Here is a 23935-nt window from a genome sequence, read left to right on the forward strand (position 1 = left end):
CTGAAGCGCGGCCCCGGCAGCGGCATCCGCCGGACCGCTACCGCCCCGGCGCGATCCGCCGGTAGCTCAGCGCCTCGGCGATATGGCGGCGCTTGACTCCCTCGACCCCGTCCAGGTCGGCCAGCGTCCGCCCCACCCGCATCACCCGGTGGTAACCGCGGGCGGACAGCTTCAGCCGCTCCGCCGCCTCGGTCAGCAGGGCGCGACCGGGGGCGTCGGGGGAGGCGACCTTTTCCAGAAGTTCGCCGTCGGCCTCGGCGTTCGTCCGCACCGCCCGGCCGGGTAAGGACCGAATCCGCCATAGCGTTCCGCCTGGATGGCGCGGGCGACGGCGACGCGGGCGGCGATTTCGGCGCTGCCCTCCGCCGGCGGCGGCAGGCTGAGGTCGGCGGGGCTGACCGCCGGCACGTCGATGTGCAGATCGATGCGGTCGAATAGCGGCCCACTGATTTTTGATTGATAATCCACGGCACATTTCGGCGCCCGCGCGCAGGCGAGCGATGCGTCGTCGAGATGGCCGCAGCGGCAGGGGTTCATCGCCGCCACCAGCTGCACACGGGCCGGATAGGTCACATGGTGGTTGGCGCGGCTGACCACCGCCTTGCCGGTTTCCAGCGGCTGGCGCAGCGCCTCCAGCAAGGCGCGGGGGAATTCGGGCAACTCGTCGAGGAACAGAACGCCCTGATGCGCCAGGGAGATCTCGCCCGGCTTGGCCCGCGTACCGCCGCCGACCAGTGCCGGCAGGCTGGCGGACTGGTGCGGCGCGCGGTAGGGGCGCTGGCGCAGCAGACGCCCGCCCTCCAGCAGTCCGCCGACGCTGTGGATCATCGATACCTCCAGCGCCTCCGCCGGGTCGAGCGGCGGCAGCAGGCCGGGCAGGCGGGCGGCCAGCATCGACTTGCCGGACCCGGGCGGCCCGATCATCAAAAGGTTGTGCGATCCGGCGGCGGCGACCTCCAGTGCACGCTTGGCGGTCTCGTTGCCCTTGACGTCGCGCAGGTCGGGCGGCGGTGCGTCCTGTTCCTGCAGCCGCGGCTTGGGCGGGGTCAGCACCTGCGTGCCTTTGAAATGGTTGATGAGGGCCAGCAGGTTGCCCGGCGCCAGCACGTCCAGATCGGGACCGGCCCAGGCCGCCTCGCCACCACAGGCCGCCGGGCAGATCAGGCCGCGGTCGTTGGCCAGCGCGTCGATGGCCGCGGGCAACACGCCGGCCACCGGCGTCAACGCGCCGTCCAGCGCCAGTTCGCCCAGCGCGACATAGCGGGCGATCTCCGCATCCGGCAGAACCCCCATCACCGTCAGCAGGCCGAGCGCGATCGGCAGGTCGAAATGGCTGCCCTCCTTCAGCACGTCGGCGGGGGCGAGGTTGACGGTGATGCGCTTGGCCGGCAGCGCCAGCCCCAGCGCATGCAGCGCGGCGCGCACCCGCTCCCGGCTTTCGCCGACCGCCTTGTCGGGCAGGCCGACGACGGTGAAGGCGACGATTCCGCCGGACATCTGGACCTGGACGTCGATCCCCAGCACCTCGATGCCCTGGAACGCCACCGTGTTGACGCGCGCAACCACCACTGCACCCCGATACAGACGCCCATGCGGGCAAAATGCACGCGATTGTAGTCATGCCGTGAAAATTGCGCCAGCACGGGATGAGCGCAGACACCGCAACAGCCCCGTCATGCCCGCCCGGCGCAGGGAGCGGTTGTCGCAGCCGTTCGGCCGCCTAACATGAGGGCCAACGCATTCCCGGCCGCATTCCCGGCACGCATCGTCGAAAAGGATCCGCCACCGTGCAGCTTCACCTGAGCACCTGGGCCGAGGTCGAGACCTACCTCAAGACCTCCAAGGGCATCATCATGCCGATCGGCTCGACCGAGCAGCATGGGCCGAACGGGCTGGTCGGCACCGACGCCATCTGCGCCGAAGTCATCGCGAAGGGCGTCGGCGACGCCACCGGCGCGCTGGTCGGCCCGACGATTCCAGTCGGCATGGCTGTCCACCATATGGAATTCCCCGGCTCGATGACGCTGAAGCCGTCGACGCTGATCGCCCTGCTGCGCGACTATGTCGGCTCGCTGGCCGAACACGGGTTCGAGCGCTTCTTCTTCGTCAACGGCCATGGCGGCAACATCGCCACCGTCCGCGCCGCCTTCTACGAGATCCATGCGGAGAACCGGGCGCTGCGCGGCCGCGATGCGCCGGACCTGCGTTGCGCCCTGGTGAGCTGGTGGGAGAATGCCGAGGTCGCCCGCCTGTCGCGCGAGCTGTACCAGGGCAAGGAGGGCTCGCACGCCACCCCCAGCGAGGTGTCGGTCACGCAATACGCCTATCCCGACTCGATCAAGACCGCGGCGCTGGAGCCGGAGCAGGCGCCGGCCGGCGGCTTCCACGACGCCCGCGACTTCCGCCGCCGCTATCCCGACGGCCGCATCGGCTCCGCCCCCGGCCTTGCCCGTCCGGAGCATGGCCGGCAGCTGTACGAGGCGGCGGTCGCCGCCATTGCCACGCAGTACCGGGCCTTCCTGGCGGAGCAGTAAGGGGCGTCACGCGGTCGCAAGGCCGGAGGACTTCTTCGCCCCGCACGTTGATTCGGCGGTCGGACCTGCCTAAATTCGGACCGGTTGATGGGACTTGCGTTCCGCAGCCGACCAGCCCGAACAGAGCCCGACCGCCCAACTTCCATGATCAACGAGCTGAACCAGCGATCGCGCGAAATCTTCCGGCTGATCGTCGACGCCTATGTGGCGTCGGGCGAGCCGGTCGGCTCGCGCACGATCTCCAGGCGGCTTGGCATGGCTTTGTCGCCCGCGACCATCCGCAACGTGATGGCCGACCTGGAGGAGCAGGGGCTGCTCTACGCCCCGCACACCTCGGCCGGCCGCATCCCGACCGACGCCGGCCTGCGCATGTTCGTCGACGGCCTGCTGGAGATCGGATCGCTGACCGAGGACGAGCGCGCCTCGATCGAAGCGAAATGCTCCGCCTCCGGCCGCGCCTTCGCCGACGTGCTGGGCGAGGCGTCGACCATGCTGTCCGGCCTGTCGCACTGCGCCGGGCTGGTGGTGGCGCCGAAGACCGATCGACCGCTGAAGCATATCGAGTTCGTGTCGCTCGGCCCCGGCCGCGCCCTGGTCGTCCTGGTGAACGAGGACGGTCTGGTCGAGAACCGGGTAATCGAGGTGCCGATGGGGGTGCCGACCTCCACCCTGCAGACGGTGTCGAACTTCCTCAGCGCCAAGCTCGCCGGCCGCACGCTGGACGAGGCGCGGCAGGAGGTGCTGCAGGAGATCGAGCAGCAGAAGACCCAGCTGGACGAGTTGTCGCGCAAGGTGGTCGCCGCCGGTCTGGCCACCTGGGCCGGCAGCGGCGGGTCGAACGCCGGCCAGCTGATCGTCCGCGGCCAGTCCCGCCTGCTGGAGGACGTCACCGCGCTGTCCGACCTGGAGCGGGTGCGCGGCCTGTTCGAGGCGCTGGAGACCAAGGAGACGATGCTGCGCATGCTGGACGCCACCGGGCGCGGCGACGGCGTGCAGATCTTCATCGGTGCCGAGAATGTGCTGTTTAGCCATTCCGGCTGTTCGATGATCATCTCCCCCTTCCAGAACAGCCGGGAGCAGGTGATCGGCGCCATCGGCGTCATCGGCCCGACCCGCATCAATTACGCCCGCATCATTCCGCTGGTGGATTACACCGCCAAGGTGGTCAGCCGGCTGATCGGCTGAGCGCCGCCTCCCTCACTCACTCCGCCTTTTGACGAAGCAAGAATTGAGAAAACCATGAGCGAAGAGCAGAACAAGCCCTCCGACGCCACGGTGGAGCCGACCGAGGCCACCGCCGAGACCGCCAACACGGCCGCCGCCAACGGTGCTGAAGCGGGTTCGCCCGAGGACCGCGTCGCCAAGCTGGAGGCCGAGGTCGCCAGCCTGAAGGACCAGCTTCTGCGCGCCATGGCGGAGACGGAGAACACCCGCCGCCGTGCCCAGCGCGACCGCGAGGACGCCAGCAAGTTCGCCGTGTCCAGCTTCGCCAAGGAACTGGTGTCGGTCGCCGACAACCTGCGCCGCGCGCTGGACGCCGTCCCGGCCGAGGGCCGCGAGCAGGACGAGATGCTGAAGGGTCTCGCCGTCGGCGTCGAGGCGACCGAGCGCCAGCTGTTCGCCGCCTTCGACCGCGCCGGCATCAAGAAGCTGGATCCGGCCGGCGAGCCGTTCGACCCGAACTTCCATCAGGTGATGTTCGAGATCGAGAACACCGGCAAGGCCGCCGGCACCGTCGTCCAGGTCCTGCAGCCCGGCTACACCATCCACGGCCGCCTGCTGCGCGAAGCGATGGTCGGCGTCGCCAAGGGCGGTGACGCCGGCGGGCAGCACGTCGATACGAAGGCGTAAGCATACAGTCTTCGCAAAGTCCCCGGTTCGGCGGCGATACCGCCGGGCCGGGGGCTGGCGGTTGTTCGGGATAGGGGACGCCAGCGGTTGACGGTCGCCGGGAAATTGCCTAGGCCTTTCCCTTGTTCCTTTCGGCCGAGCAACCGGAGCCGCGTTCCATGCCCCCCTCTGCGACCAAGAGCGTCCTGACCGTCGACGATTCCAAGACCATCCGCGACATGGTCGGTTTCACGCTGAAAGGCGCCGGCTATGAGGTGGCGGAGGCGTCGGACGGCAATGCCGGCCTCGCCCTGGTCAACCAGCGCAAGTTCGACTGCATCATCACCGATCTGAACATGCCGGGCCTGGACGGGCTGGCGCTGACCCGCGCCATCCGCGGCTCGGCCCTCAACCGCACCACCCCGATCCTGCTGCTGACGACCGAGGCCGACCCCGCCAAGAAGACCGCCGGCCGCGAAGCCGGCGCCACCGGCTGGCTGGTGAAGCCGTTCAACCCGGAAAAGCTGGTCGAGACGGTGCGGAAGGTCTGTCCGTAAGGTTCCCCTCTTCCCCGGAAGTCCCCCTCTCCCCCGGGGAGAGGGTCGGGGTGAGGGGGATGCACTACGTGGATCCGGTAGGGAATGGAAAGTGCGCGAGGCTTGAAGATCCTCGCCGCGCATCCCCCTCACCCTAACCCTCTCCCCGGGGGGGAGAGGGGATCTTGGAGCGCTTAGGCTGCGCCACCAGAAACTCCCCCTCAGGATCATGTTCGGCGAACCGCCGCTGTGCCGTAACGCGATCGGCAACGGCGTAGCAGTAGACACAGCCGTGTGGGCAGCTGTCGTAATCACCGATGTCGCGGCTTTCGGCGCATAGGCAGCCGGGCCGGTTTCCCTTCTCCCTGGCTGCGACCGCATATCCCGCCACATCGGACAGCCGCAGCGCATCGACGCAGCGGGCCGGCGCCGTGCCGGGCGTGCCCACCAGTTCCGGCTGGGTGCAGAGCGTCAGCGCCATCCCCTCCCCCGCCGCGATGTCCGCCAAGCCCGACAGCAGCAACCGTTTCTCCTCCGCCTCCGGATCGCGCCAGCCGATGCCGGAAGCGGCGAGGTTGCGGGCGGTCTTGCGGTAGGGCTGCAGGAAGGACACCACCACCTCGTCGGTCACCCCGCGCAGCGCTTGCGCAATCCGGGCGAAGGTCTCGCGGTGCCAGTCAGGCGGGGTCGCGTCGGTCAGCGCGATGGGATCGTAGCGCCAGACCGCCGCGCGCGGTCCCCAGCGCTCGCGCACCCGCGCCATATGGCCGACCGCCGTCTCCCAATCGGGAACCGAGCGTTCCAGCGCAGTGGGCAGACCGGTGACGCTGTACTGCACGACGAACGGGAAACCCCGCTCCGCCACGCTGTCGAGCGCGGGCAGGAACGGTCCCAGATTCTTGGTCCAGAAGATGAAGCCGTCGACCGCGGGCCGGGTCAGGTCGATGCGGTAGGTCTGGCCGCCATAGGGATTGACCATCCGGCAGTAGCCGGCGTCGAGGCGGTTCAGGAACCAGCGCCCATAGAAGGCGGGAATGTCGGTCTTGTAGCTGGCGGAGATGATCATGGTGCCAGCATGGGAATGCCGGCCCGCCGCATCAAGGGCGGACCGGCATAACCGGAGAGCCGATTACTGGACCGAGCGGACTTCGACCACTTCGGGGATGTAGTGGCGCAGCATGTTCTCGATGCCGTGCTTCAGCGTGGCGGTGGAGCTGGGGCAGCCGGAGCAGGCCCCCTTCATCGCCAGATAGACGACGCCCTTCTCGAAGCCCTGGAAGGTGATGTCGCCGCCGTCCTGGGCGACCGACGGGCGGACGCGGGTGTCCAGCAGCTCCTTGATCTGCTCGACGATCTCTTCGTCGTCGGCGTTCGACGCCGCGGCATGGCCGTCGCCGCCATCCTCCAGCAGGACCGGACGGTCGGCGGTGAAATGCTCCATGATGACGCCGAGGATCGACGGCTTCAGCAGGAACCAGTCGCGCGCGTCGGTCTTGGTGATGGTGATGAAGTCAGCGCCCAGGAAGACGCCGACGACGCCCTCGATCTCGAACAGGCGCTGGGCGAGCGGCGAACGGGCGGCATCCTCGCGGCTGGTGAAGTCGGCGGTGCCGCGTCCGAGCACGTCACGCCCCGGCAGGAACTTGAGAGTCGCCGGGTTGGGCGTCTGCTCGGTCTGAATGAACATGGTCTGGTCCTCCATCGGCGGCGGAATGGAACCGCCGGCGCGCCCGGGATCGGGACGCGGAACGATTGGGGGGAAATTTGGGCCGAAACGCCGGGCGGATCAAGGACCCCGGTTGTGTGGGTATTCGGCATCCGGCATGCGCGGCCCGACCGTGGCCCCTATCCTTACTTACGTGATCGCGTCGAGCGCCTCGTTGCTCAGCCCGCCGGGCACGATGGTCAGCGGGATGCGCAGGCGTCCCAGGCCGCGCCCGGTGTAGTAGGAGATCAGCGGGCCGGGGCCCTCCGGATCGGTGCCGGCGGCCAGCACCAGGATGGAGATGCTCGGCTCCTCCCCGATCAGGGCCAGCACCTCCTCGGTGCGGTTGCCTTCGCGGACATAGAGCGCCGGCAGGGTGCCGGTCAGCTGGTTGACCTCGCGCGCCAGCTTCTGAAGCATCTGCTCCGCCTCGGCGCGCTGTTCCTCGCGGATCAGGTTCTCCACCGCCAGCCAGTGCTGCATCTCGCCCTTTTCCAGGACGGTCAGCAGCGCCACCTTGCCGCCCGACTTGCGGGCGCGCAGGCAGGCATAGCGGAGCGCCACCTTCAGCTCCGGGCTGTCGTCGACCACCACAAGGAAGATGCGCACCGGCTTGGGAGCCGGCGTCTCCGGCGTCGTGGACTGCGTCGCGTCGCTCATCTCGATCACCCTTCTCGGCTTAGACCCGGCGGAATGCGGCGCCGGCCGCCCAGCCGGCCGCGATGGCGCCGACGACGGCGGCCACCCCGTAGATGACCGGGCGGTTGCGGGCGAAGTCCGACACTTCGGCGCTGAACCCGATCTTGGACACCACCAGCGGCGTGGTCTGGGCGCTGACCACGTCGCCGTCGCGAATCAGCAAGGCTTCGACATTGTACAGCCCGGTCGGGACGTTTGCCGGAAAATAGATGTTGGTGCGGAACAGCCGTTCGCCCAGGAAGGCGACCTGCCCCATGGAAATGGCGTAGAGACCCTGACGCTGCTTGTTGCGGATCAGCGCATTGCGGTAGGCGGCAAGCTCGTCCGGCGGCAGGGTGGCGTCGGCCGGCAATTGCAGCTGCGGCAGTCCCAGCTGCTGGCGTTCCAGCACCGGGCGGCCGACCAGCTGGTCGAGCGGCCGGCTGACCGCCACCGTGTAGAAGCTCGGCACCTGCTCGAAACGCACGCTGTCGGTGTTCATCCACATGCCGGCCACCCGCTGCTTGCGGCGGACGGTGGCGGGGCCGCGCGGGCCGGTGACGACGATGGCGACGTCGCCCGCCCCGTCGGTGGTGCCGAACAGCACGACCTCCGTCCCGGTGAAACCGGTGGTGATGGCGATCAGGTGGCTGGACAGGTCGGCGACCAGCTGCTGCGCCCACACCGTCGCCGCCACCGTGCCGCCCAGCAGCAGCCCGGCCAGCGCCGCGGCGCCTTGGATCAGCCTGCGCTTCCTCACCCCCGCCATCATCGCAACCCCATGGTCAGGGTGAACAGGTCGTCGGGGCGGGAGAACAGGTCCCAGGCCAGCTTCAGCGCCACCGCCACCACGATCAGCGACAGCGCCATCCGGGCGGTCTCGCCGCGCAGCCGGGTGCCGGCCTTGGTGCCGAACTGGGCGCCGATCACGCCGCCGATCAGCAGCAGAAGCGCCAGCATGGCGTCCACCGTCTGGTTGGTGGCGGCCTGCAGCAGGGTCGCCGCCGCGGTGGTGAAGATGATCTGGAACAGCGAGGTTCCGGCGACCAGCCCGGCCGGCATGTTCAGCAGATAGATCATCGCCGGCACCAGGAGGAAGCCGCCGCCGATGCCCATGATCGCCACCAGCATGCCGCCGACCGCGCCGATCCCCGCCGGCAGCAGGGCGGAGATATAGAGCTTCGACCGCTGGAACCGCATCTTGAAGGGCAGGCCGTGCAGCCAGATGTGGCGGTGCAGCTTGCCGCGTTTCGCCGTCGGCGCGCGGCGGCGCAGGATGGCGCGGCTGCTTTCCACCAGCATCATCCCGCCGATGGTGCCCAGGAAGAAGACGTAGGACAGGGTAATGGCGATGTCGATCTGGCCCAGCCGCTGCAGGATGCCGAAGATCCACACCCCCACCGCGGTGCCGACCACGCCGCCGCCCAGCATCACCACGCCCAGCTTGACGTCGACGTTGCCGCGCCGCCAGTGGGCCAGCACGCCCGACACGCTGGCGGCGACCAGCTGGTTGGCCTGGGTGCCGACGGCGATTGCCGGGGGGACGCCGATGAAGATCAGCAGCGGCGTCATCAGGAAGCCGCCGCCGACGCCGAACATTCCCGACAGGAACCCGACGAGCCAGCCCATGCCGAGCACCAGCAGCGCGTTGACCGACATCTCGGCAATCGGCAGGTAGACTTGCATGAATTGGCAATCTGTCGGGATGTTCGGGATGGGCGGCGGGACCGGCAGCTTACCCGAGCCGGTGCCGTGGCGGAAGACCGCAGCACCGGCTTTCGAGGGGATCTCATCCGGAGAGGGGGGTCGGTGAGAGGGAGCCGGCGAGGGGGGTGGAACAGCGTGGAACAGTTTCCGGCCGATGTTCCATCCCGCCGATCCTACCGGCGGGAGAAGGCACCCCTGCCGCCCTTGCGTTCCAGCGCCGAGCCGAGGGTGGGATAGGGATCGTCGGGATTGAGGGTCCAGGGATAGACACCCTTCGGCCCCTCCGCTTCAGGGCGCGCCAGGATCGCGGCGACGGCGCGCGGATCGGGCGCTGTGCGTTCACGGATGGCGCCGGGAACGCTGTCGTCGTCCAGGTCGGGAACGATGTCCGCAGAGGGATCGGCAGGGGAGTCGGCAGAGGGGGCGGCGCATGGATCTTCCCACGGCTGCGCAGGAGCGAAGCCGGCCGGCTGCCGGGTCTGCGGCGGCTGCGCCGGCTGTTGAGCCGGGTTGGGCGGCGAGCCCGTCGAGGATGCCGAGCCGGTCGGCCAGCCAGCGCACGGTGGACGGATCGCCGGAGGAGACCAGCCGTTCGATCTGCTCGACGACCAGGCTGCGCAGCGAGGACAGGCGCAGGTCGGCCTCGCGGTTCAGCGCCTGCCGCTCCCACCACACCCTGTGACGGAAATCCTTGGAGCCGTAATAGGCCCGCCACAGGGTGGTGCGGCTGCAGCCCATGGCGCGGGCGACATAGAGGAAGCTGCTGCCGCGGGCCAGCATGCCGGCGGCCATGACCCATTGCTCCTCATGAAACTGCGAGCCGGGAACCAGGGAGCCTTCCGACGGCACCGGCGGCTCTTCGGCCCAGAGAGGGAAATGGTCGTCTGCAAGAGTACGGCTGTCGAGGGGCATGGCTTCGCTCCGCAGCGATGGTTGGATCTCTCGCGGAGATTATAGGAATTCTTTCTCTGGCCGGTGAGCTTTTGCAAAAAGCGGAAAGCGGTCAGGGAACCGGCGCGTGGAAGAAGACCTTGTAGCCGGCCTTGTGCGGAAAGACGTGCTCCGCCTCGCGCCGGGCGGACTGCAGGTCCAGTGCATGGACCACCACCCGGTTGTTGTCATAGCGCCAGACCGGGTTCACCGGCTTTCCGGCGGCACGGGCGGCGGTGGCGACGGCGGTATCGAGTTCCACCTCCGCCCGGAAGGCGCGCCGGTTGCCGCCGGGCGTGCCGAGGATGTGCAGGAAGACCGGCGGTTCCTTGTCCACCGCATCGATCTGGCGCTGAAGATGATTGACCCGCTGTTCGGCGGCCGACAGCCGGCCCTTCGCCTCCTCCAGCCGGCAGGTCAGGTCGGCCAGCGCCTCGGTCTCCGCAAGCTGGCGCTCCTTCAGGGGCAGCACCGACTGTCGCAGCCGGTCCAGCCCGGCGACCCGGTCCCAGCTGCGCCGGATGCCGACCCAGCACAGGTGGCACAGCACCGCCAGGGCCGCCACCAGCGGAACCGCCGAGTCGAGGATCGTCCGCACCGCCTCCATCACCACCCCATAATCCGGCCCATCATCCGGCCATCATCCGGCCCATCGCCCCGATACTCGCGCAGCCGCTCTTGGCATGCCCGTTGCTGAAACGCCGGCGCGAGCACGCAAGGAGCGTGCCGAAGGAGCGGAGGGACGATGAGCGTGCAGACGCCGCTGCTGCTCGTGCTTGAGATGGTGATCCTGATGGCCTGCCTCAGCTGGATCACCGTATCCATCCTGCGGATCGGCAACCGGATCGCCGCCGTCCAGCGCCGCCGGTCGCAGCTGCATCAGGGGCGGACGGAGCTGACCCAGACCACCGAGTCGCTGCGCCGCGACATGCGCCGACAGGAGGCGGAACTGCGGCAGACGGAGGAGGCCATCGCCGTGCGCAACGCCCAGGCGGTGGAACTGCAGGCCCGGCTGAACGACCTGCGCCGGCAGGGGCCGCGCGAATACACGCTTTTCAATGAACGCTTCGGCGAGAAGGACCGGCTGTGGCTGCTGAGCGTCCCGCGGCCGGACCGGCCGGAGCGCTGGGCGGTGGCCGCCCCCGACAGCGGGACGGCGATGGCGCTGCTGTGCGCCAGGATCACGGTGCCGGAGCGGCCGGTGCTCGACGACCAGTTGAACTGAGGGCCTGAAACGGAACCGGCCGCAGTTGCAAAATGCAACGCGGCCGACAACGTATTCGCGATTTGACGCGCAAATCGCGCTCCAAGGACGGCTTAGGCCAGCAGGCCCTTGGCGGCGGCCAGCTCGCGCAGGTTCACTTCCGGCCGGGCGCCGACATGGCTGATGATCTCCGCCGCGGCGACGGCGCCGAGACGGCCGCAGACCGCCGGGGACAGGCCGCGGGTATGGCCGAACAGGAAGCCGGCGGCATAGAGATCGCCGGCGCCGGTGGTGTCGACCACCCGCTCCACCGGCTCGGCCGCCACCTCGACCACCTCGCCGCCGGACACGATGACGGCGCCCTTCTCGCTGCGGGTCAGCGCCGCGGTCTTGCCGAGACGCTTCACCGCCGCCAGCGCGTCCTCGAACCTGTCGGTGCCGTAGAGGGCGCCGATCTCATGCTCGTTGGCGAACAGGATGTCGACGTGGCGCTCCACCAGATCGACGAACTCGGCATGGTGACGGTGGACGCAGAAGCTGTCGGACAACGACAGCGACACCTTGCGGCCGGCGGCATGGGCGATCTCCGCTGCCTTGCGGAAGGCCTCCTTGGCGCGGGGCGGATCCCACAGATAGCCTTCCAGATAGGTCACCTGCGAGCCGGCGATCAGCGCCTCGTCGATGTCCTCCGGCCCCAGCTCGACACAGGCGCCGAGATAGGTGTTCATGGAGCGCTGGGCGTCCGGCGTGACCAGGATCAGGCAGCGGGCGGTCGGCGCCCCGCCCAGCAGCGGCGCGCTGTCGAAGGCGACGCCGGATGCCCGGATGTCGTGGCGGAACACGTCGCCCAGCTGGTCCTTGGCGACCTTGCCGATATAGGCGCCGCGCCCGCCGAGCATGGCGATGCCCGCCATGGTGTTGCCGGCCGAGCCGCCGGAGACCTCGACGCCCGGTCCCATCCGCCCATACAGCTCCTCCGCCCGGGCGGCGTCGATCAGCGTCATCGCCCCCTTCTCGATGCTGTTGGCGGCGAGGAAGGCGTCGTCGGCGTGGGCGATCACGTCCACGATGGCGTTGCCGATGCCGGTGACGTCGTAAGCGGACGTGGCCATGGGCTCTCCTGACAGGTCGTACGGTGAAGGCGATGTTGCGGCGCGAGTATAGCCGCCGCCACCCGCATCACAAGCGCGGCCCCGTCCCGCCATGCCCGGAGAGGCGAATTACCGCGGCCGGGACTGGAACCCGGCGCCCGGCCGACGTAGATATGCGGGCGTCCGTTCCCCCTCCTCCCCAACCGATCCACGGACCACCGATGATCCGCGCCCTCGTGCTTGCCTTCGCCCAGCTGTCCGACCCGCGCGTGCGCCGGGTGGTGTGGACCGGGGTGCTCGTTTCGGTTCTCGCCTACGCCCTGCTGGCCGGCGGCGCATGGTGGGCGCTGTCGGTGACGCCGCTGACCGGCTACGGCTGGGTCGACGCCACCATCGACGTGCTGGGCGGGCTGGGGGTGCTGGTGCTGGCGTGGCTGCTGTTCCCGGCCACCGTCGGCACGGTGTCGAGCTTCTTCCTGGACGAGGTGGTGGAGCGGGTGGAGGCGCGGCATTACCCCGCCCTGCCCGCTCCCCGCCATGCCGGCTGGCTGGAGGAGCTGGCGACGGCGCTGCGCTTCCTGCTGCTGGTGCTGGCGATCAACCTGGTGGCGCTGCCGGTCTACATCTTCGCGCCCGGCCTGAACCTGATCGTCTTCCACACCGTCAACGGCTATCTGCTGGGGCGGGAGTATTTCGAAATGGTGGCGCACCGCCGGATGGACCGCGCCACGGCGCGGGCGATGCGGCGGGCCCGGCCGCTGAAACCTTTTTTGGCCGGGACCGTCATTGCCTTCCTTTCGACAATCCCCTTCGTCAATTTGCTGGTCCCGGTCGTCGCCAGCGCCTTCATGGTTCATGTCCTACAGTCCATGTCGGCTCCCCTTGCGGCGGGCCGGACGACCGTGATACGCCGCTAGGCGGCACGGCCGCTCGCCGTCGCCTGCCCGGACACCGATCGTGGCGCCCGCCTTCCCGGCGGCGCGCTTCCGGCACCGGGCCTTTCGACTTCCAGGCCATCCCGCCACCCGCATGTCCAGATTGGGGGAACCGCTCATGCTGTTCGGACGAAAGACACCGCCCGCCGCTCCCAAGGCCGACAGCCCCGTCCCGCCGCAGCCGGGTGTCCGTCCGTACACCCCGGGCGAGCCCGGTGCCGTCTCGTCGCCGCTCGCCTCCCTCAACACTCCGGGATCGGCCCCGGTATCCGCAGTGGCGGCCGGAGCCGCCGCACCCAGCATGGCCCACGCCCTGACCGACCCGCAGAGCGCCTCTCCGGCCTATCCCGACATGCCTTCCGCCTCGAAGGGACCCGACATGAACAGCATCCCCAAGCCCCCGTCCGCGCCGTCCATGCCGGGTGCCGGCTTCAAGCCCGACGTGCCGCGCCGGGTCGTCGACATGCCGGGCTCCGCCCCGCGCCAGCCGTCGATCCCCGTCGCCACCCCGGCGGCGGCGCACGTTGCGCAAGCCCCTGCCCAGGCTCCGGTCGCCCAGGCCCCGATGGCGCCCGCCATGCCGGAGCAGCGCCGCCTGACGGTCGGCCGCGACATCTCCCTGACCGGCGAGATCGGCTCCTGCGACGTGCTGGTGGTCGAGGGCACGGTCGAGGCCAAGCTGCGCGAAGGCCGCTCGGTCGAGATCGCCGAGAGCGGCCTGTTCAAGGGCTCCGTCGAGATCGAGGAGGCCGACATCGCCGGCCGCTTCGAGGGTGACATCTCCGTCCGCGGCCGTCTGACCGTCCGCTCCACCGGCAAGATCACCGGCTCGATCCGCTTCGGCGAGCTGGCGGTCGATGCCGGCGGCCAGCTGATCGGCGACATCCAGCTGTACGGCGCCCGGCCCGCCGCCGCTGCGGCCCCGGCCGCGGTTCAGGCTCAGGTGCCGGCCCAGGCGCCGGTTGGGCAGGTCCCGGCGGCCGAGGCCGTCTGACACGCTTTTTTGAAGCGCAAGGCACGCAAGGCAACGCCCGGCTGGCTCCCGCCATGCCGGGCGTTCTGCGTTTCCCCCCTACAGATCAGGCGATGATCTTGTCCTTGAAGCCGCAGAGGTCGGCGACCGGACAGACCGGGCAGTCGGGCTTGCGCGCCTTGCAGACATAGCGGCCGTGCAGGATGAGCCAATGGTGGGCATGGCGGCGGTAGATCTTCGGCACCGTCTTCAGCAGCTTCGCCTCCACCGCGTCCGGCGTCTTGCCGGGGGCCAGCCCGGTGCGGTTGCCGACGCGGAAGATGTGGGTGTCGACCGCGATGGTCTCCTCCCCGAAGGCGACGTTCAGGACGACGTTCGCCGTCTTGCGGCCGACGCCGGGGAGCTGTTCCAGCGCCTCGCGGTCGCGCGGCACCTCGCCGCCATGGCGCTCGATCAGCAGTTCCGACAGGCGGATGACGTTCTTGGCCTTGGTATTGAACAGGCCGATGGTCTTAATGTACTGGCGCAGCCCTTCCTCGCCCAGCGCCACCATCTGCTGCGGCGTGGTGACGAGCTTGAACAGCGGGCCGGTCGCCCTGTTCACGCCGACGTCGGTGGCCTGGGCCGACAGCACCACGGCGACCAGCAGCGTGTAAGGATTGACGTATTCCAGCTCGCTCCGGGGTTCCGGGTTGGCGGCGGACAGGCGGCGGAAGAATTCCTGGACGGCGGCGGGCTTCATGGCCGCCACCATAGCCGCAACGGCCGGGCTTGCGCCAGAGGCCGAACGCGCCGCCGCGGTGGGCGACCCGCTCGCCTTGAGTCCCAGTCTTGCGTCAGTGTCCAAACTGCAGCGTTGCGTCGCAATTTGCGACAAAATTTGGAGTAATTGACGTCAATCCAACAGATTTGGTCGCAGGAATACCGCTTTCCGGCCCCTTCGGCGGTGGCGTATGATTTGCTGACCGCCAAGACACCGTTTGAACGCCGTCAATCGAACCATGGATCACCCTGGTTGTGGCGTTCGGATCGGATAAGGGTATCTCGAAATGAGCGCGTCTTATCTTGTGGAAGTGAAGGACTGGGGCCTGCATGTCCGGTTGCAGGGTACCCTGTCGGTGGAGCAGCGCGACGCCGTCGCCCGTCAGGTGGAGGTGCAATGCGCCAACCTCGGCACCCGCGGCACGCCATGGAGCAGCCTCGTCGAGTTCGACCACTTCGAAGCCGACCGGTTCCGGCCGGAGATCGTCGTCGCCCTGATGAGGCTGGCGCGTCGCTGCGGCCAACTGCGTTGCGCGGTGGTGATGACCGACTGGAACTGGGCCTCGGTGATGGCCGATGCGATGATCGCGGCCGGCACCGACGATCAGGCGCGGATTTTCGTCCAGGCCAGGGTGACGGCGGCCGACGGCGACCTTGCCGGGGAGCTGGACGGCGGACCGGCCGCCAGTTTCTCCGGTACCGACGTCTCCGGGGCCGATTTCACCGGAATGGACAGCGCCATGGCCTGGGTGCTGAACGGCGGCGCGGTGCCGATGGTGTCGAAGGCGGCATAACCCCGTCTTCCTCACGGTTTTCTGCCGGCCGTCGCTGGGTTAGGATGGCGGCCATGCCCATCGACATCAGCGGCCCCCAGCCTGACGGCCAGCCCGGCGACGGCCCCACCCCTGCGGAGGGCGGCGGCGGAAGCGGCGCCGTGCGCGTGTTCTTCGATGCCATCCTCCATCCGCACCGCAGCCTGGGCCGCACCGGCTTCCGGGTGCTGATGGGCGTGGTGGTGGTGATGAACCTGATCGTCGCCGGCATCTTCGTCTCCCACGGCGCCTGGCCGGTGGTGCCCTTCTGCGGGCTGGACGTGCTGGCGCTGTGGCTGGCCTTCCGCGTCAGCTACCGCTCCGCCCGCCAGTATGAGCGGGTGCAGCTGACCGAAAGCACGCTGACGGTGCAGCGCGTCCACTGGAAGGCGCCGGAACGCCGCTGGTCCTTCCATCCCTATTGGCTGCGGATCACCCACGACGAGCGCGCCGACCACGACCGCCGCGGTCCGGCCGGGCAGGTCACGCTGAGTTCGCATGGCCAGTCGGTGGGGGTCGGGTCCTTCCTGTCGCCGGCCGAACGCTCCACCTTCGCCCGCGCGCTGGACGACGCGTTACGCGCCTGGCGCCGTCCGCCCTGCCCGCCGGCACCCGCCGGCTAACGTCTCCTACCGCCGATCCGAAGGATCGGGTAGCCCGCGTTCGTCCAGTTCCTCGTCCACCTCGCGTTCGACCGCGCGTTCCACCTTCTCGTCGATGCGGTGGTCCAGGCACTCGGCCGTCTTGGCGAGGCGTTCGAAGCTGCGCTTCACCTTCGCCAGCTCGGCCTCCGACATCTCTTCCAGGTCGATCATGCCGTTGCGGGCGGAATGGGTGACGCGGATCAGCTCGTCCAGCTTCAGATGGATGGCCTGGGTGTCGCGGTTCTGGGCGTTCTGGATGATGAACACCATCAGGAAGGTGACGATGGTGGTGCCGGTGTTGATCACCAGCTGCCACGTGTCGGAGAAGTGGAACAGCGGCCCGGTCACCCCCCAGATCAGCACGACCAAGAAGGCGGTGACGAAGGCACCCGGCCGCCCGGACTGACGTTCCATCCAGCGGGCGAAACGGGAGAAGGCATCGCTGAGCATTTTGCAGCACGCTCCGGTTCATCGGGCGGAAAAAGGAAAACGCCCGGCAATGCCGGGCGTTCCCTTTCCGTCGCGACGGAGCAGACCTGCGATCCCCGGCGATCACGACCCCTGGCTGAGCGCCTCCGCCATTGCGCGGTCCTGCGGCCGGCTGCCGGCGACGACCTGCATGTGCGGGAACGGGATCTCGATCCCCAGCTCGTCGAAACGCTTCTTCATCCGCTTGTTGAAGGCGCGCTGGACGCCCCACTGCTTGATCGGCCGCGTCTTGAAGCGGGCGAGGATGACGATGGCGGAGTCGGCGAACTTGTCGACGCCCATCACCTCCAGCGGGGCCAGGATGTCGGCGGCGAACTCGGCGTCTGCCTGCATCTCCTTGCCCAGTTCCACCAGCGTGTCGATCACATGATCGGGGTCCTCGTGATAGGCGACGCTGACGTTGAAGACGGCGAAGGAGAAGTCCTTGGTCAGGTTCTTCACCGTGGTCACCGAGCTGAAGGGGATGGAATGCACCGCCCCCGCCGAGTCGCGCAGCCGGATCGAGCGGATGGAGATCGCCTCGCACACGCCGGAATGACCGCCGCCGACATCGACCACGTCGCCGACCGAGATGGAGTCCTCGAACAGGATGAATAGGCCGGTGATGATGTCCTTGACCAGCGTCTGCGATCCGAAACCGATGGCCAGACCGACGACACCGGCACCGGCCAGCAGCGGGGCGATGTTCACCCCCAGTTCCGACAGGGTGATCAGCGACACCATGGTCACCAGCAGGATCAGGAAGGCGTTGCGCAGCAGCGGCAGCAGCGTGCGCATGCGGGCGCTGCGTTCGATCTTGGTGCCGTTGCTGTCGGTGCTGGTCAGGAAATGCTCGATCAGCGCGCTCACCACCTCCCAGGCGACGATGGCGCCGCCCAGCAGCAGGCCGATGGAGATGGTGCTTCCGACGATGCGGCGGCCGATCGTGGATTCAACCAGACCCAGCGTGTCGATGCCCCAGCCGTTCAGCGCGACACCCAGCGCGACCAGCCAGATGATGGCCTTGCCGATGCGCTGGACGACGGGAAGATAGTGGAAGGCGCGGGTGTGGAGCTGCGGCAGGTTGCCGGCCAGTTCGCGGTTCATCGTCAGGCCGCGGCGCAGTGCCCGGTTCAGCCCGGTCACCAGCAGCCGCGCCACCACCACCGACAGCACGGTCACGGCGGTGCCGCGGGCCAGATACTCGAACCCGCCATAGACGTTCAGCACCCACACGCCCAGCGTCACCACGACATAGAGGATCGCCAGCACATGCCAGATCTCGGCGAAGCGGCGGCGCGCGGTGCGCAGGACCGCCCCCTGCCCTTCCGCCTCGCGCCGGGCGGTCGCCAGCGGGTCGCCGTCGCCCGACAGCGGGTTGCCGCGCATCCACTCGGCGACGCCGACGCGGTTCTGCAGGATCAACGCGATCAGCATGCCGGCGATCACCACCCCCAGCAGCTTCAGCAGCGCGCCGTAGGCGCCCAGCGGCAGGCCCAGCACATAGGCGCCCTCCGCCAGGAAATAGCCGTAGACCGCCACCGCGATCAGCCGGCGCGACCAGATGTAGCAGCGGCGCGCCCCGGCATCGCTGGTGTGGACCAGCCGCAGGTTGGGCGCGTCCGGCGCGAACAGCATCCGCACCAGGATCAGCAGCGCCTGGGTGATGACGGTGGCGTTCACCACCGCCAGCGCCACCAGCCGCACGCGCGGCGCCGGCTCCGTCACCGACAGGATGGTGTAGGCGACGACGATGAACCCCAGGATCGGCGCCAGCTCCAGCACCGCGCGGCCCAGCAGCATCGGGATGCGCAGCAGGGTGGAGCCGACATGGCGGGCGGCCATCGCCTGTCGCGGCCGGCCGAGCAGCCAGCTGATCCCGCGGGCGGCGGCGGCGCCGACGGCGAGGATCATCGCCAGCTGGATGGCGATCTGCACCCAGCGGTCGCGCGCCGTGTCGTCCTGCGCCTGCCGCTGCACCCAGGACAGCGCCCCCGGCAGGTCGGAGAAGACGTTGGCGACCTGCACCAGCTGGCGGCTGACCACGTCCATCCGCGCCGCCAGGAAGGCCAGCGCACGGGCGCCGAGCGTCTGCGGCAGCGCCGACTCGCCCTCCGCCTCCTTGGCCTGGGCAAGGCCGCGCTGGGCGGTGATCAGGTTGCGCAGCTGGCTGACCAGCTGGGTGCGCGCGTCCTGGTTCTCCAGCGTGCCGACCAGCGCCTCCAGCTGCTGCACGGTCGCTTCGTCAACCACCACCGGAGCAGCGGACGCGGCGGGAGCGGCGGCACCGGTGGCCGGAGCGGCGGTCGGGGCGGCGGCGGCCGGCGGCGGCGATGCGGCCAGCGCGGCGGATCCGGCCAAGCCTGCTCCGGCGAGCAGAGCCGCGAGCAGCAGGACGGCGAAGCCGCCGGACAGGAACAAACGCCAGCCCCGTGCAAGGGCGGGTGCGGCAGGCGTTGCGAACCGGATCATCGGCAAATCACTCGGCTGGTCTTCGGAAAGCGGTGGCAAAAGGCGGCAAAGCGGAACCTTGGCGCGGAACTGTGGCTCCAATATGCCGGGCTTCGGGAAGTTAGTTCTCCCGCTTGCGCTTGCCAACCCGACCGGCTGTTCCTTTTTTAAGCGGGAGCCCCACCGGCAACGCCGGAACCGCAGAGAAGGACCAGCCATGAACGACACGCCCGCCGGATCGGATGGACCCGCCGGACTTGATCCGGATCAGGAGATGGAGCGCGACGGCGCCATCCGCGACAAGCTGGTTGCCGTCAAGGAGCAATGGGCGCGCGACGGCCGCGCGCTGACCGGCCACGCCGCCGACCCGGCGCGCGACCGGCTGCCGCCCGGCCAGCGTCTGGTGACCGACTGGCCGGTGCTGGACCTCGGCATCACGCCGAAGGTGACGACCGCCAACTGGACGCTCGCCGTCGACGGGCTGGTGGAGAACCCGCTGTCCTGGAGTTGGGAGGACTTCCAGGCCCAGCCGCAGGAGAGCTTCGTCTCCGACATCCATTGCGTCACAACCTGGTCGCGCTACGACAACCGGTGGGAGGGTGTCAGCGCCCGCCGCCTGCTGGAGCTGGCCCGGCCGAAGCCGGAGGCGCGTTTCGTCGTCTTCCATTCCTTCGACGGCTACACCACCAACGTTGCCCTGTCGGATTTCGACGACGACGGCGTGCTGCTCGCCACCAATTGGGAAGGCCAGCCGATCAGCCGCGACCATGGCGGCCCGGTGCGCATCATCCTGCCCAAGCTGTATCTGTGGAAGAGCGCCAAGTGGGTGAAGCGGATCGAGCTGCTGGCCGGCGACCGCAAAGGCTATTGGGAGGTCCGCGGCTACAACAACCACGCCGATCCGTGGCTGGAGGAACGCTATTCCGACTGACACGGCGAAGCGGCATAGTCACCAAAAGCCACTTTCACCTTGGCAACGAAACCGTTAAGGTGCGGCGCAAGTGGCCCCGTAGCTCATCAGGATAGAGCGCGAGTTTCCTAAACTTGAGGCAGCAGGTTCGAGTCCTGCCGGGGTCACCATTTTTGAAATTCCGTTGCTATTCAATGGTTTAGTCATCTCGCGTGTGATGGATCTGGCACAGCAATGTGGCACATTCGGTGGCACATAGATGGCACGTCTCACGAAGCTAACACGTTCGGCCAATTATCAAATTCCCAACTATTCTACGGAACACCTTCCATAGTTGTCCGTACGTCAGATGTAATTAATGATAAGCAATGCATGGAAACTGAGGTAAATTCAAAATGATTTGGGAATCCGGTCCATGGAAAGATGAATTACTGAAAGATGCAGAGATGCTTAATCGCTGGTCTGCCAATAAAAAAAGAATTGCAAAGAGGGAGCTTATTTTCGAGAAAAAATTATTTCTTTCTGCTTACGTAATTAGGAAGCTATTTGAAGCGGAGAAAGTGTGCACAGAAGTTCCTGAAAAGGTGATTTTATGCGAAACTTACTCCCGAACCAGTTCAGTTATGACTCCGTTGAACTGGCACCGTATAGACGAGCACTTTGAATTACAGCGTTCTTCAATTGCAAGCTTGAGTTATAAGGCTCTAGTCAATCAGATTGTTCACAGCCATATATTCATGCTTCAGGTTGACGAAGAAGATGTAGTAAATGGATTCCTTGTCTCCTCGAAACAAGGAAAACAGCAGAGGCTATTTGGCGTTTCCCTGAGTTCCTTCATAGAATTGATGCGTGAGATTGGCACAGATGATCCGTCACGCATCAGAACAAAAAAAGATGTAAGCACCGGTAAATATGTCGTGATTAAAACATGCGAAGTACATAGTGGAAGCAAAGATTATTTAGATGACTTTTTTCCTTAGATTCAACTATTCTGTAAACAATTGCGCGCCAAATACCAATTTCTTTTGTAATACTGGTTAGTCCAAACCCTTTATCGTTCAACGATAACACATTCTCAGCCTTCGCCTGAGCCGTTGGTTTACGTCCCTTGTACTTCCCTTCAGCCTTGCCTCAATGAGACAGCGAAGCAGGAAGTTTTGGAGCGACACCCGACGGGCGGCACAGCTTCTGGAAGTAGTGTTGGAAAGGGAGCTTCCAGGGTCGTACTTGCTCCGTGTTCAAAAACGCTTTTCACGGCCCGTCAGTGCGCGACGATGGCGCAGACCGTCGCCTTCGTCGCCTTGGCCAGATCGGCGGGCGCCAGCACGATCTGCAAGCCGCGCCGGCCGCCATTCACCACCATTTCCGGCAGCGCTTCGGCGCTCGCGTCGATGAAGGTCGGCAGCGGCTTCTTCTGGCCCAGCGGGCTGATGCCGCCGACCAGGAAACCCGTGGTCTTTTCCGCCAGCGCCGGGTCGGCGAGATCGGCCTTCTTCGCCTTGGCCGCCGCGGCGATAGCCTTCAGGTCCAGCTTGGCCGCGACCGGGATGACGGCGCAGGCCAGCGCCTTGGGTTCCAGCTGGACGATCAGGGTCTTGTAGACGATGGCGGGGTCGAGCCCGAGCGATTCGGCCGCATGCAGGCCGATGGCGTCGGCCGACGGGTCGTAGTCGTATTCCATCAGCCGGAAGGCGACGCTCGCCGCCTTCGCCGCGTTGACCGCCGGGGTTACCTTCGCCGCCATGCTCCACACCGTTCCCTGACAAACAGCGGCGGGAGCTTGGCAGGCGGCGTTACGGGTGTAAAGCCCTGCAGGATGCGCAGGGCTTGGCCCCCTCCCTAACCCTCCCCCACCTTTGGTGGGAGAGGGGACTGCCGCCGTTATGCAAACTCACCCTCCACCGCCGAAGGCGGGGGAGGGAGGGACCCGCGGCGAAGCCGTGGGAGGGAGGGGGCAGTGCCGCCGGATGCCTCACTCCATCCCGCGCGAGGACGGGTTGCCGATCATCGTCAGGAATTCGCGGCGGGTCGACGGGTCGGTGCGGAAGGCGCCCAGCATGCGGCTGGTCACCATCGTCACGCCGGTCTTGTGGACGCCGCGGGTGGTCATGCACTGGTGCTGCGCCTCCACCACCACGGCGACGCCCTCGGGCTGCAGGACCTCGTCGATGGTGTTGGCGATCTGCGCCGTCATCTTCTCCTGGATCTGCAGGCGCTTGCCGTAGGCCTCGACCAGACGCGCCAGCTTGGAGATGCCGACGACGCGGCGGCGCGGCAGGTAGGCGACATGCGCCTTGCCGATGATCGGCACCATGTGGTGCTCGCAATAGGACTCCACCCGGATGTCGCGCAGCACGACCATCTCGTCATAGCCGTCGGTCTCCTCGAAAGTACGCGACAGGATCTCGACCGGGTCGATGCCGTAGCCGGCGAAGAATTCCTCATAGGAGCGGACGACGCGGTCCGGCGTGCCGACCAGCCCTTCGCGCGCCGGGTCGTCGCCGGCCCAGCGGATCAGGGTCCGCACGGCCTCTTCCGCCTCGGCGCGGGACGGACGGGCGACGGCGTCGGGCCGGGACAGGCCGGGGCCGCGCAGCACGTTGTCGGCGACCGGGGGCTTGGCGTGCGGGGTCTTGGTAGCCGTCACGGGAACATCCTTTCCATAACTGGGAAACACCCTGCGCGAAGCCGATGACCGCGATCCGACGGCCGTCGCGCAACACGCCCATCGTGTCTGGCGTCAGTACGGAGCCGATGTCCCGGCGGATCAACCGAACGGCTCGTAAGACGAAAAGGAGTTGATTATAAACGGAATGGCGGCGCCCGCCTTTCCGTTTCCGCCCGGTTTCTGTCGCCGGACGCCACTTGGAAGTCCCTAGATAGGGCCCGGCCTATGGCCTTCAAGCTATGGACAAAGTACGGGCAGCCATGCGGATTGTCAAAGCCGCGCGTTAATTTCTTCCAATAACCACAAGCATTCTATTGTATTATTCGCCTGCGTCCGAATTAGACGGTCGGCCGCGCCGTCCGATCAGTTCAGTTGCATCGGCTGGTGCGGACTGTCCAGCGAGAAGGCCGGAATCGTCACGTCGAAGGCACGCCCGTCCTCCCCCTCCATGCCGTAGGTGCCGGCCATGATGCCGGACGGCGTGCCGAGCGGGGTGCCGCTGGTGTATTCGAAATGGTCGCCCGGCTCCAGCACCGGCTGCTCGCCGACCACGCCGGGTCCCCGCACCTCCTGCACGCGGCCCATGGCGTCGGTGATGCGCCAGTGGCGGGTGCGCAGCTGCACCGTCTCGCTGCCCTCGTTCTCGATGCGGACATGATAGGCCCAGACGAAGCGCCCCTCGGCCGGAGCCGACTGGTCTTCCAGGAAAACGGGCTGGACGGTGACGCGGATGTCATGGGTGACGGCGGTGTACATGGCGGGCGGTCCGAGAACGGCGCCGGCCGTAAAAACGGGCCGGCGGCTTGGGGGTCCGGCTTGGGAGTCCGGGTGGGGAGTCCGGGTGGCCGGGCAGCGGTTCCGCGCAGGATAAGGTCCCCTCTCCGCACTGTCCAGAACGCGGCCGGACAATGATGCGGCATCCCAGCCTTTGGCCGGCCTTGGGCACGCACCACGATTGACACAGTCATGCACAGTCTTCGGGTCTGCATGGTCTTGCGATGGGGGGGCGACGATGATATATGCGCAAGTCCCAGCAACGGCCGAAGAGCCTTGTCCATGTCTCGTTCGCACGCCCTTCGCATCCGACGACGGAGCCT

General features: G+C 67.6%; 25 protein-coding genes, 1 tRNA gene and 1 pseudogene. 12 read left to right on the forward strand and 15 right to left on the reverse strand.

Going from position 1 to position 23935, the window contains the following annotated elements; genetic code table 11:
• Positions 1–37 precede the first annotated feature (37 nt).
• Positions 38–1566: pseudogene (locus tag B9N97_RS25845) on the reverse strand (YifB family Mg chelatase-like AAA ATPase).
• Positions 1567–1787: 221 nt separating this feature from the next.
• Between B9N97_RS25845 and B9N97_RS25850 the strand changes: the two are divergent.
• The 4 genes from B9N97_RS25850 (at position 1788) to B9N97_RS25865 (ending at position 4921) form a co-directional block, all read left to right on the forward strand.
• Entirely contained in the window at positions 1788–2534 is a 747-nt protein-coding gene (locus B9N97_RS25850; RefSeq protein ID WP_085090504.1) for a creatininase family protein, read from the forward strand.
• Positions 2535–2678: 144 nt separating this feature from the next.
• Complete coding sequence (hrcA, locus tag B9N97_RS25855) at positions 2679–3719, forward strand: heat-inducible transcriptional repressor HrcA (protein WP_085090505.1); 1041 nt, start codon at positions 2679–2681, stop codon at positions 3717–3719.
• Between the two features lie 54 nt (positions 3720–3773).
• A complete protein-coding gene (gene grpE, locus B9N97_RS25860) occupies positions 3774–4385 on the forward strand; it encodes a nucleotide exchange factor GrpE (RefSeq protein WP_085090506.1) in 612 nt (203 codons plus the stop codon).
• A 158-nt stretch (positions 4386–4543) separates the two neighbouring features.
• Entirely contained in the window at positions 4544–4921 is a 378-nt protein-coding gene (locus B9N97_RS25865) for a response regulator (protein WP_085090766.1), read from the forward strand.
• Positions 4922–5054: 133 nt separating this feature from the next.
• Here B9N97_RS25865 and B9N97_RS25870 read toward each other — a convergent pair whose 3' ends face one another.
• From B9N97_RS25870 to B9N97_RS25900, 7 genes are all read right to left on the reverse strand, one after another.
• Positions 5055–5966 (reverse strand): DUF1848 domain-containing protein, encoded by a 912-nt coding sequence (locus B9N97_RS25870; protein ID WP_085090507.1) that lies wholly within the window; start codon positions 5964–5966, stop codon positions 5055–5057.
• A 63-nt stretch (positions 5967–6029) separates the two neighbouring features.
• The gene (locus B9N97_RS25875) at positions 6030–6587 is read right to left on the reverse strand and encodes a NifU family protein (protein ID WP_085090767.1); all 558 of its coding nucleotides are present in this window, start codon (positions 6585–6587) and stop codon (positions 6030–6032) included.
• A 168-nt stretch (positions 6588–6755) separates the two neighbouring features.
• Positions 6756–7265, reverse strand: a complete 510-nt coding sequence (locus B9N97_RS25880; RefSeq protein ID WP_085090768.1) for a universal stress protein — start codon at positions 7263–7265, stop codon at positions 6756–6758.
• 19 nt (positions 7266–7284) lie between these two features.
• On the reverse strand, positions 7285–8052 hold the full coding sequence (locus tag B9N97_RS25885) for a TIGR02186 family protein (RefSeq protein ID WP_244560929.1): 768 nt from the start codon (positions 8050–8052) through the stop codon (positions 7285–7287).
• Entirely contained in the window at positions 8052–8969 is a 918-nt protein-coding gene (locus tag B9N97_RS25890) for a sulfite exporter TauE/SafE family protein (RefSeq protein WP_085090509.1), read from the reverse strand. The genes B9N97_RS25885 and B9N97_RS25890 overlap by 1 nt, the downstream gene beginning before the upstream one ends.
• A gap of 360 nt (positions 8970–9329) precedes the next feature.
• Positions 9330–9902 carry a hypothetical protein gene (locus B9N97_RS25895; protein ID WP_244560904.1) on the reverse strand — a complete coding sequence of 191 codons (573 nt, stop codon included), beginning with the start codon at positions 9900–9902 and terminating at the stop codon, positions 9330–9332.
• Positions 9903–9993: 91 nt separating this feature from the next.
• Positions 9994–10527 (reverse strand): hypothetical protein, encoded by a 534-nt coding sequence (locus B9N97_RS25900; RefSeq protein WP_085090510.1) that lies wholly within the window; start codon positions 10525–10527, stop codon positions 9994–9996.
• 138 nt (positions 10528–10665) lie between these two features.
• On the opposite strand from B9N97_RS25900, the gene B9N97_RS25905 reads away from it, so the two are divergent.
• Entirely contained in the window at positions 10666–11145 is a 480-nt protein-coding gene (locus B9N97_RS25905; protein ID WP_085090511.1) for a hypothetical protein, read from the forward strand.
• A 92-nt stretch (positions 11146–11237) separates the two neighbouring features.
• On the opposite strand, the gene B9N97_RS25910 is transcribed toward B9N97_RS25905, so the two are convergent.
• A complete protein-coding gene (locus tag B9N97_RS25910; protein WP_085090512.1) occupies positions 11238–12236 on the reverse strand; it encodes an adenosine kinase in 999 nt (332 codons plus the stop codon).
• 200 nt (positions 12237–12436) lie between these two features.
• Here B9N97_RS25910 and B9N97_RS25915 point away from each other — a divergent pair, with 200 nt between their 5' ends.
• Together B9N97_RS25915 and B9N97_RS25920 are read left to right on the forward strand one after the other, a co-directional pair.
• On the forward strand, positions 12437–13132 hold the full coding sequence (locus B9N97_RS25915) for an EI24 domain-containing protein (protein ID WP_085090513.1): 696 nt from the start codon (positions 12437–12439) through the stop codon (positions 13130–13132).
• 136 nt (positions 13133–13268) lie between these two features.
• Positions 13269–14144 carry a bactofilin family protein gene (locus B9N97_RS25920; RefSeq protein ID WP_085090514.1) on the forward strand — a complete coding sequence of 292 codons (876 nt, stop codon included), beginning with the start codon at positions 13269–13271 and terminating at the stop codon, positions 14142–14144.
• 85 nt (positions 14145–14229) lie between these two features.
• Here the strand turns inward: B9N97_RS25920 and nth are convergent, their stop codons facing one another.
• A complete protein-coding gene (gene nth / locus B9N97_RS25925; protein WP_085090769.1) occupies positions 14230–14865 on the reverse strand; it encodes an endonuclease III in 636 nt (211 codons plus the stop codon).
• A gap of 307 nt (positions 14866–15172) precedes the next feature.
• Between nth and B9N97_RS25930 the strand changes: the two genes are divergently transcribed.
• Positions 15173–15679 carry a hypothetical protein gene (locus B9N97_RS25930; RefSeq protein WP_085090515.1) on the forward strand — a complete coding sequence of 169 codons (507 nt, stop codon included), beginning with the start codon at positions 15173–15175 and terminating at the stop codon, positions 15677–15679.
• Between the two features lie 53 nt (positions 15680–15732).
• Positions 15733–16320: a DUF2244 domain-containing protein gene (locus B9N97_RS25935; protein ID WP_085090516.1), complete on the forward strand. Its 588-nt coding sequence runs from the start codon at positions 15733–15735 to the stop codon at positions 16318–16320.
• 6 nt (positions 16321–16326) lie between these two features.
• Here the strand turns inward: B9N97_RS25935 and B9N97_RS25940 are convergent, their stop codons facing one another.
• Both B9N97_RS25940 and B9N97_RS25945 read right to left on the reverse strand, forming a co-directional pair.
• Entirely contained in the window at positions 16327–16791 is a 465-nt protein-coding gene (locus tag B9N97_RS25940; protein WP_085090517.1) for a low affinity iron permease family protein, read from the reverse strand.
• Positions 16792–16893: 102 nt separating this feature from the next.
• Positions 16894–19281 carry a mechanosensitive ion channel domain-containing protein gene (locus tag B9N97_RS25945; protein WP_085090518.1) on the reverse strand — a complete coding sequence of 796 codons (2388 nt, stop codon included), beginning with the start codon at positions 19279–19281 and terminating at the stop codon, positions 16894–16896.
• A gap of 196 nt (positions 19282–19477) precedes the next feature.
• Between B9N97_RS25945 and B9N97_RS25950 the strand changes: the two genes are divergently transcribed.
• From B9N97_RS25950 to B9N97_RS35215, 3 genes are all read left to right on the forward strand, one after another.
• Positions 19478–20191 carry a sulfite oxidase-like oxidoreductase gene (locus tag B9N97_RS25950; RefSeq protein WP_244560905.1) on the forward strand — a complete coding sequence of 238 codons (714 nt, stop codon included), beginning with the start codon at positions 19478–19480 and terminating at the stop codon, positions 20189–20191.
• A 72-nt stretch (positions 20192–20263) separates the two neighbouring features.
• Positions 20264–20340 (forward strand) — tRNA-Arg (locus B9N97_RS25955).
• Positions 20341–20565: 225 nt separating this feature from the next.
• Positions 20566–21150: a hypothetical protein gene (locus B9N97_RS35215; RefSeq protein WP_143266844.1), complete on the forward strand. Its 585-nt coding sequence runs from the start codon at positions 20566–20568 to the stop codon at positions 21148–21150.
• Between the two features lie 281 nt (positions 21151–21431).
• Here the strand turns inward: B9N97_RS35215 and ybaK are convergent, their stop codons facing one another.
• From ybaK to apaG, 3 genes are all read right to left on the reverse strand, one after another.
• Positions 21432–21914, reverse strand: a complete 483-nt coding sequence (ybaK, locus tag B9N97_RS25960) for a Cys-tRNA(Pro) deacylase (protein WP_085090519.1) — start codon at positions 21912–21914, stop codon at positions 21432–21434.
• A 228-nt stretch (positions 21915–22142) separates the two neighbouring features.
• Positions 22143–22769, reverse strand: coding sequence for a GTP cyclohydrolase I FolE (folE, locus tag B9N97_RS25965; RefSeq protein WP_208621265.1), 627 nt, complete (start codon positions 22767–22769; stop codon positions 22143–22145).
• Positions 22770–23201: 432 nt separating this feature from the next.
• Complete coding sequence (gene apaG, locus B9N97_RS25970) at positions 23202–23594, reverse strand: Co2+/Mg2+ efflux protein ApaG (protein ID WP_085090520.1); 393 nt, start codon at positions 23592–23594, stop codon at positions 23202–23204.
• Positions 23595–23935: the final 341 nt, after the last annotated feature.

Source organism: Azospirillum oryzae (assembly GCF_900177515.1).
GTDB classification, from domain to species: Bacteria; Pseudomonadota; Alphaproteobacteria; order Azospirillales; family Azospirillaceae; genus Azospirillum; species Azospirillum oryzae_A.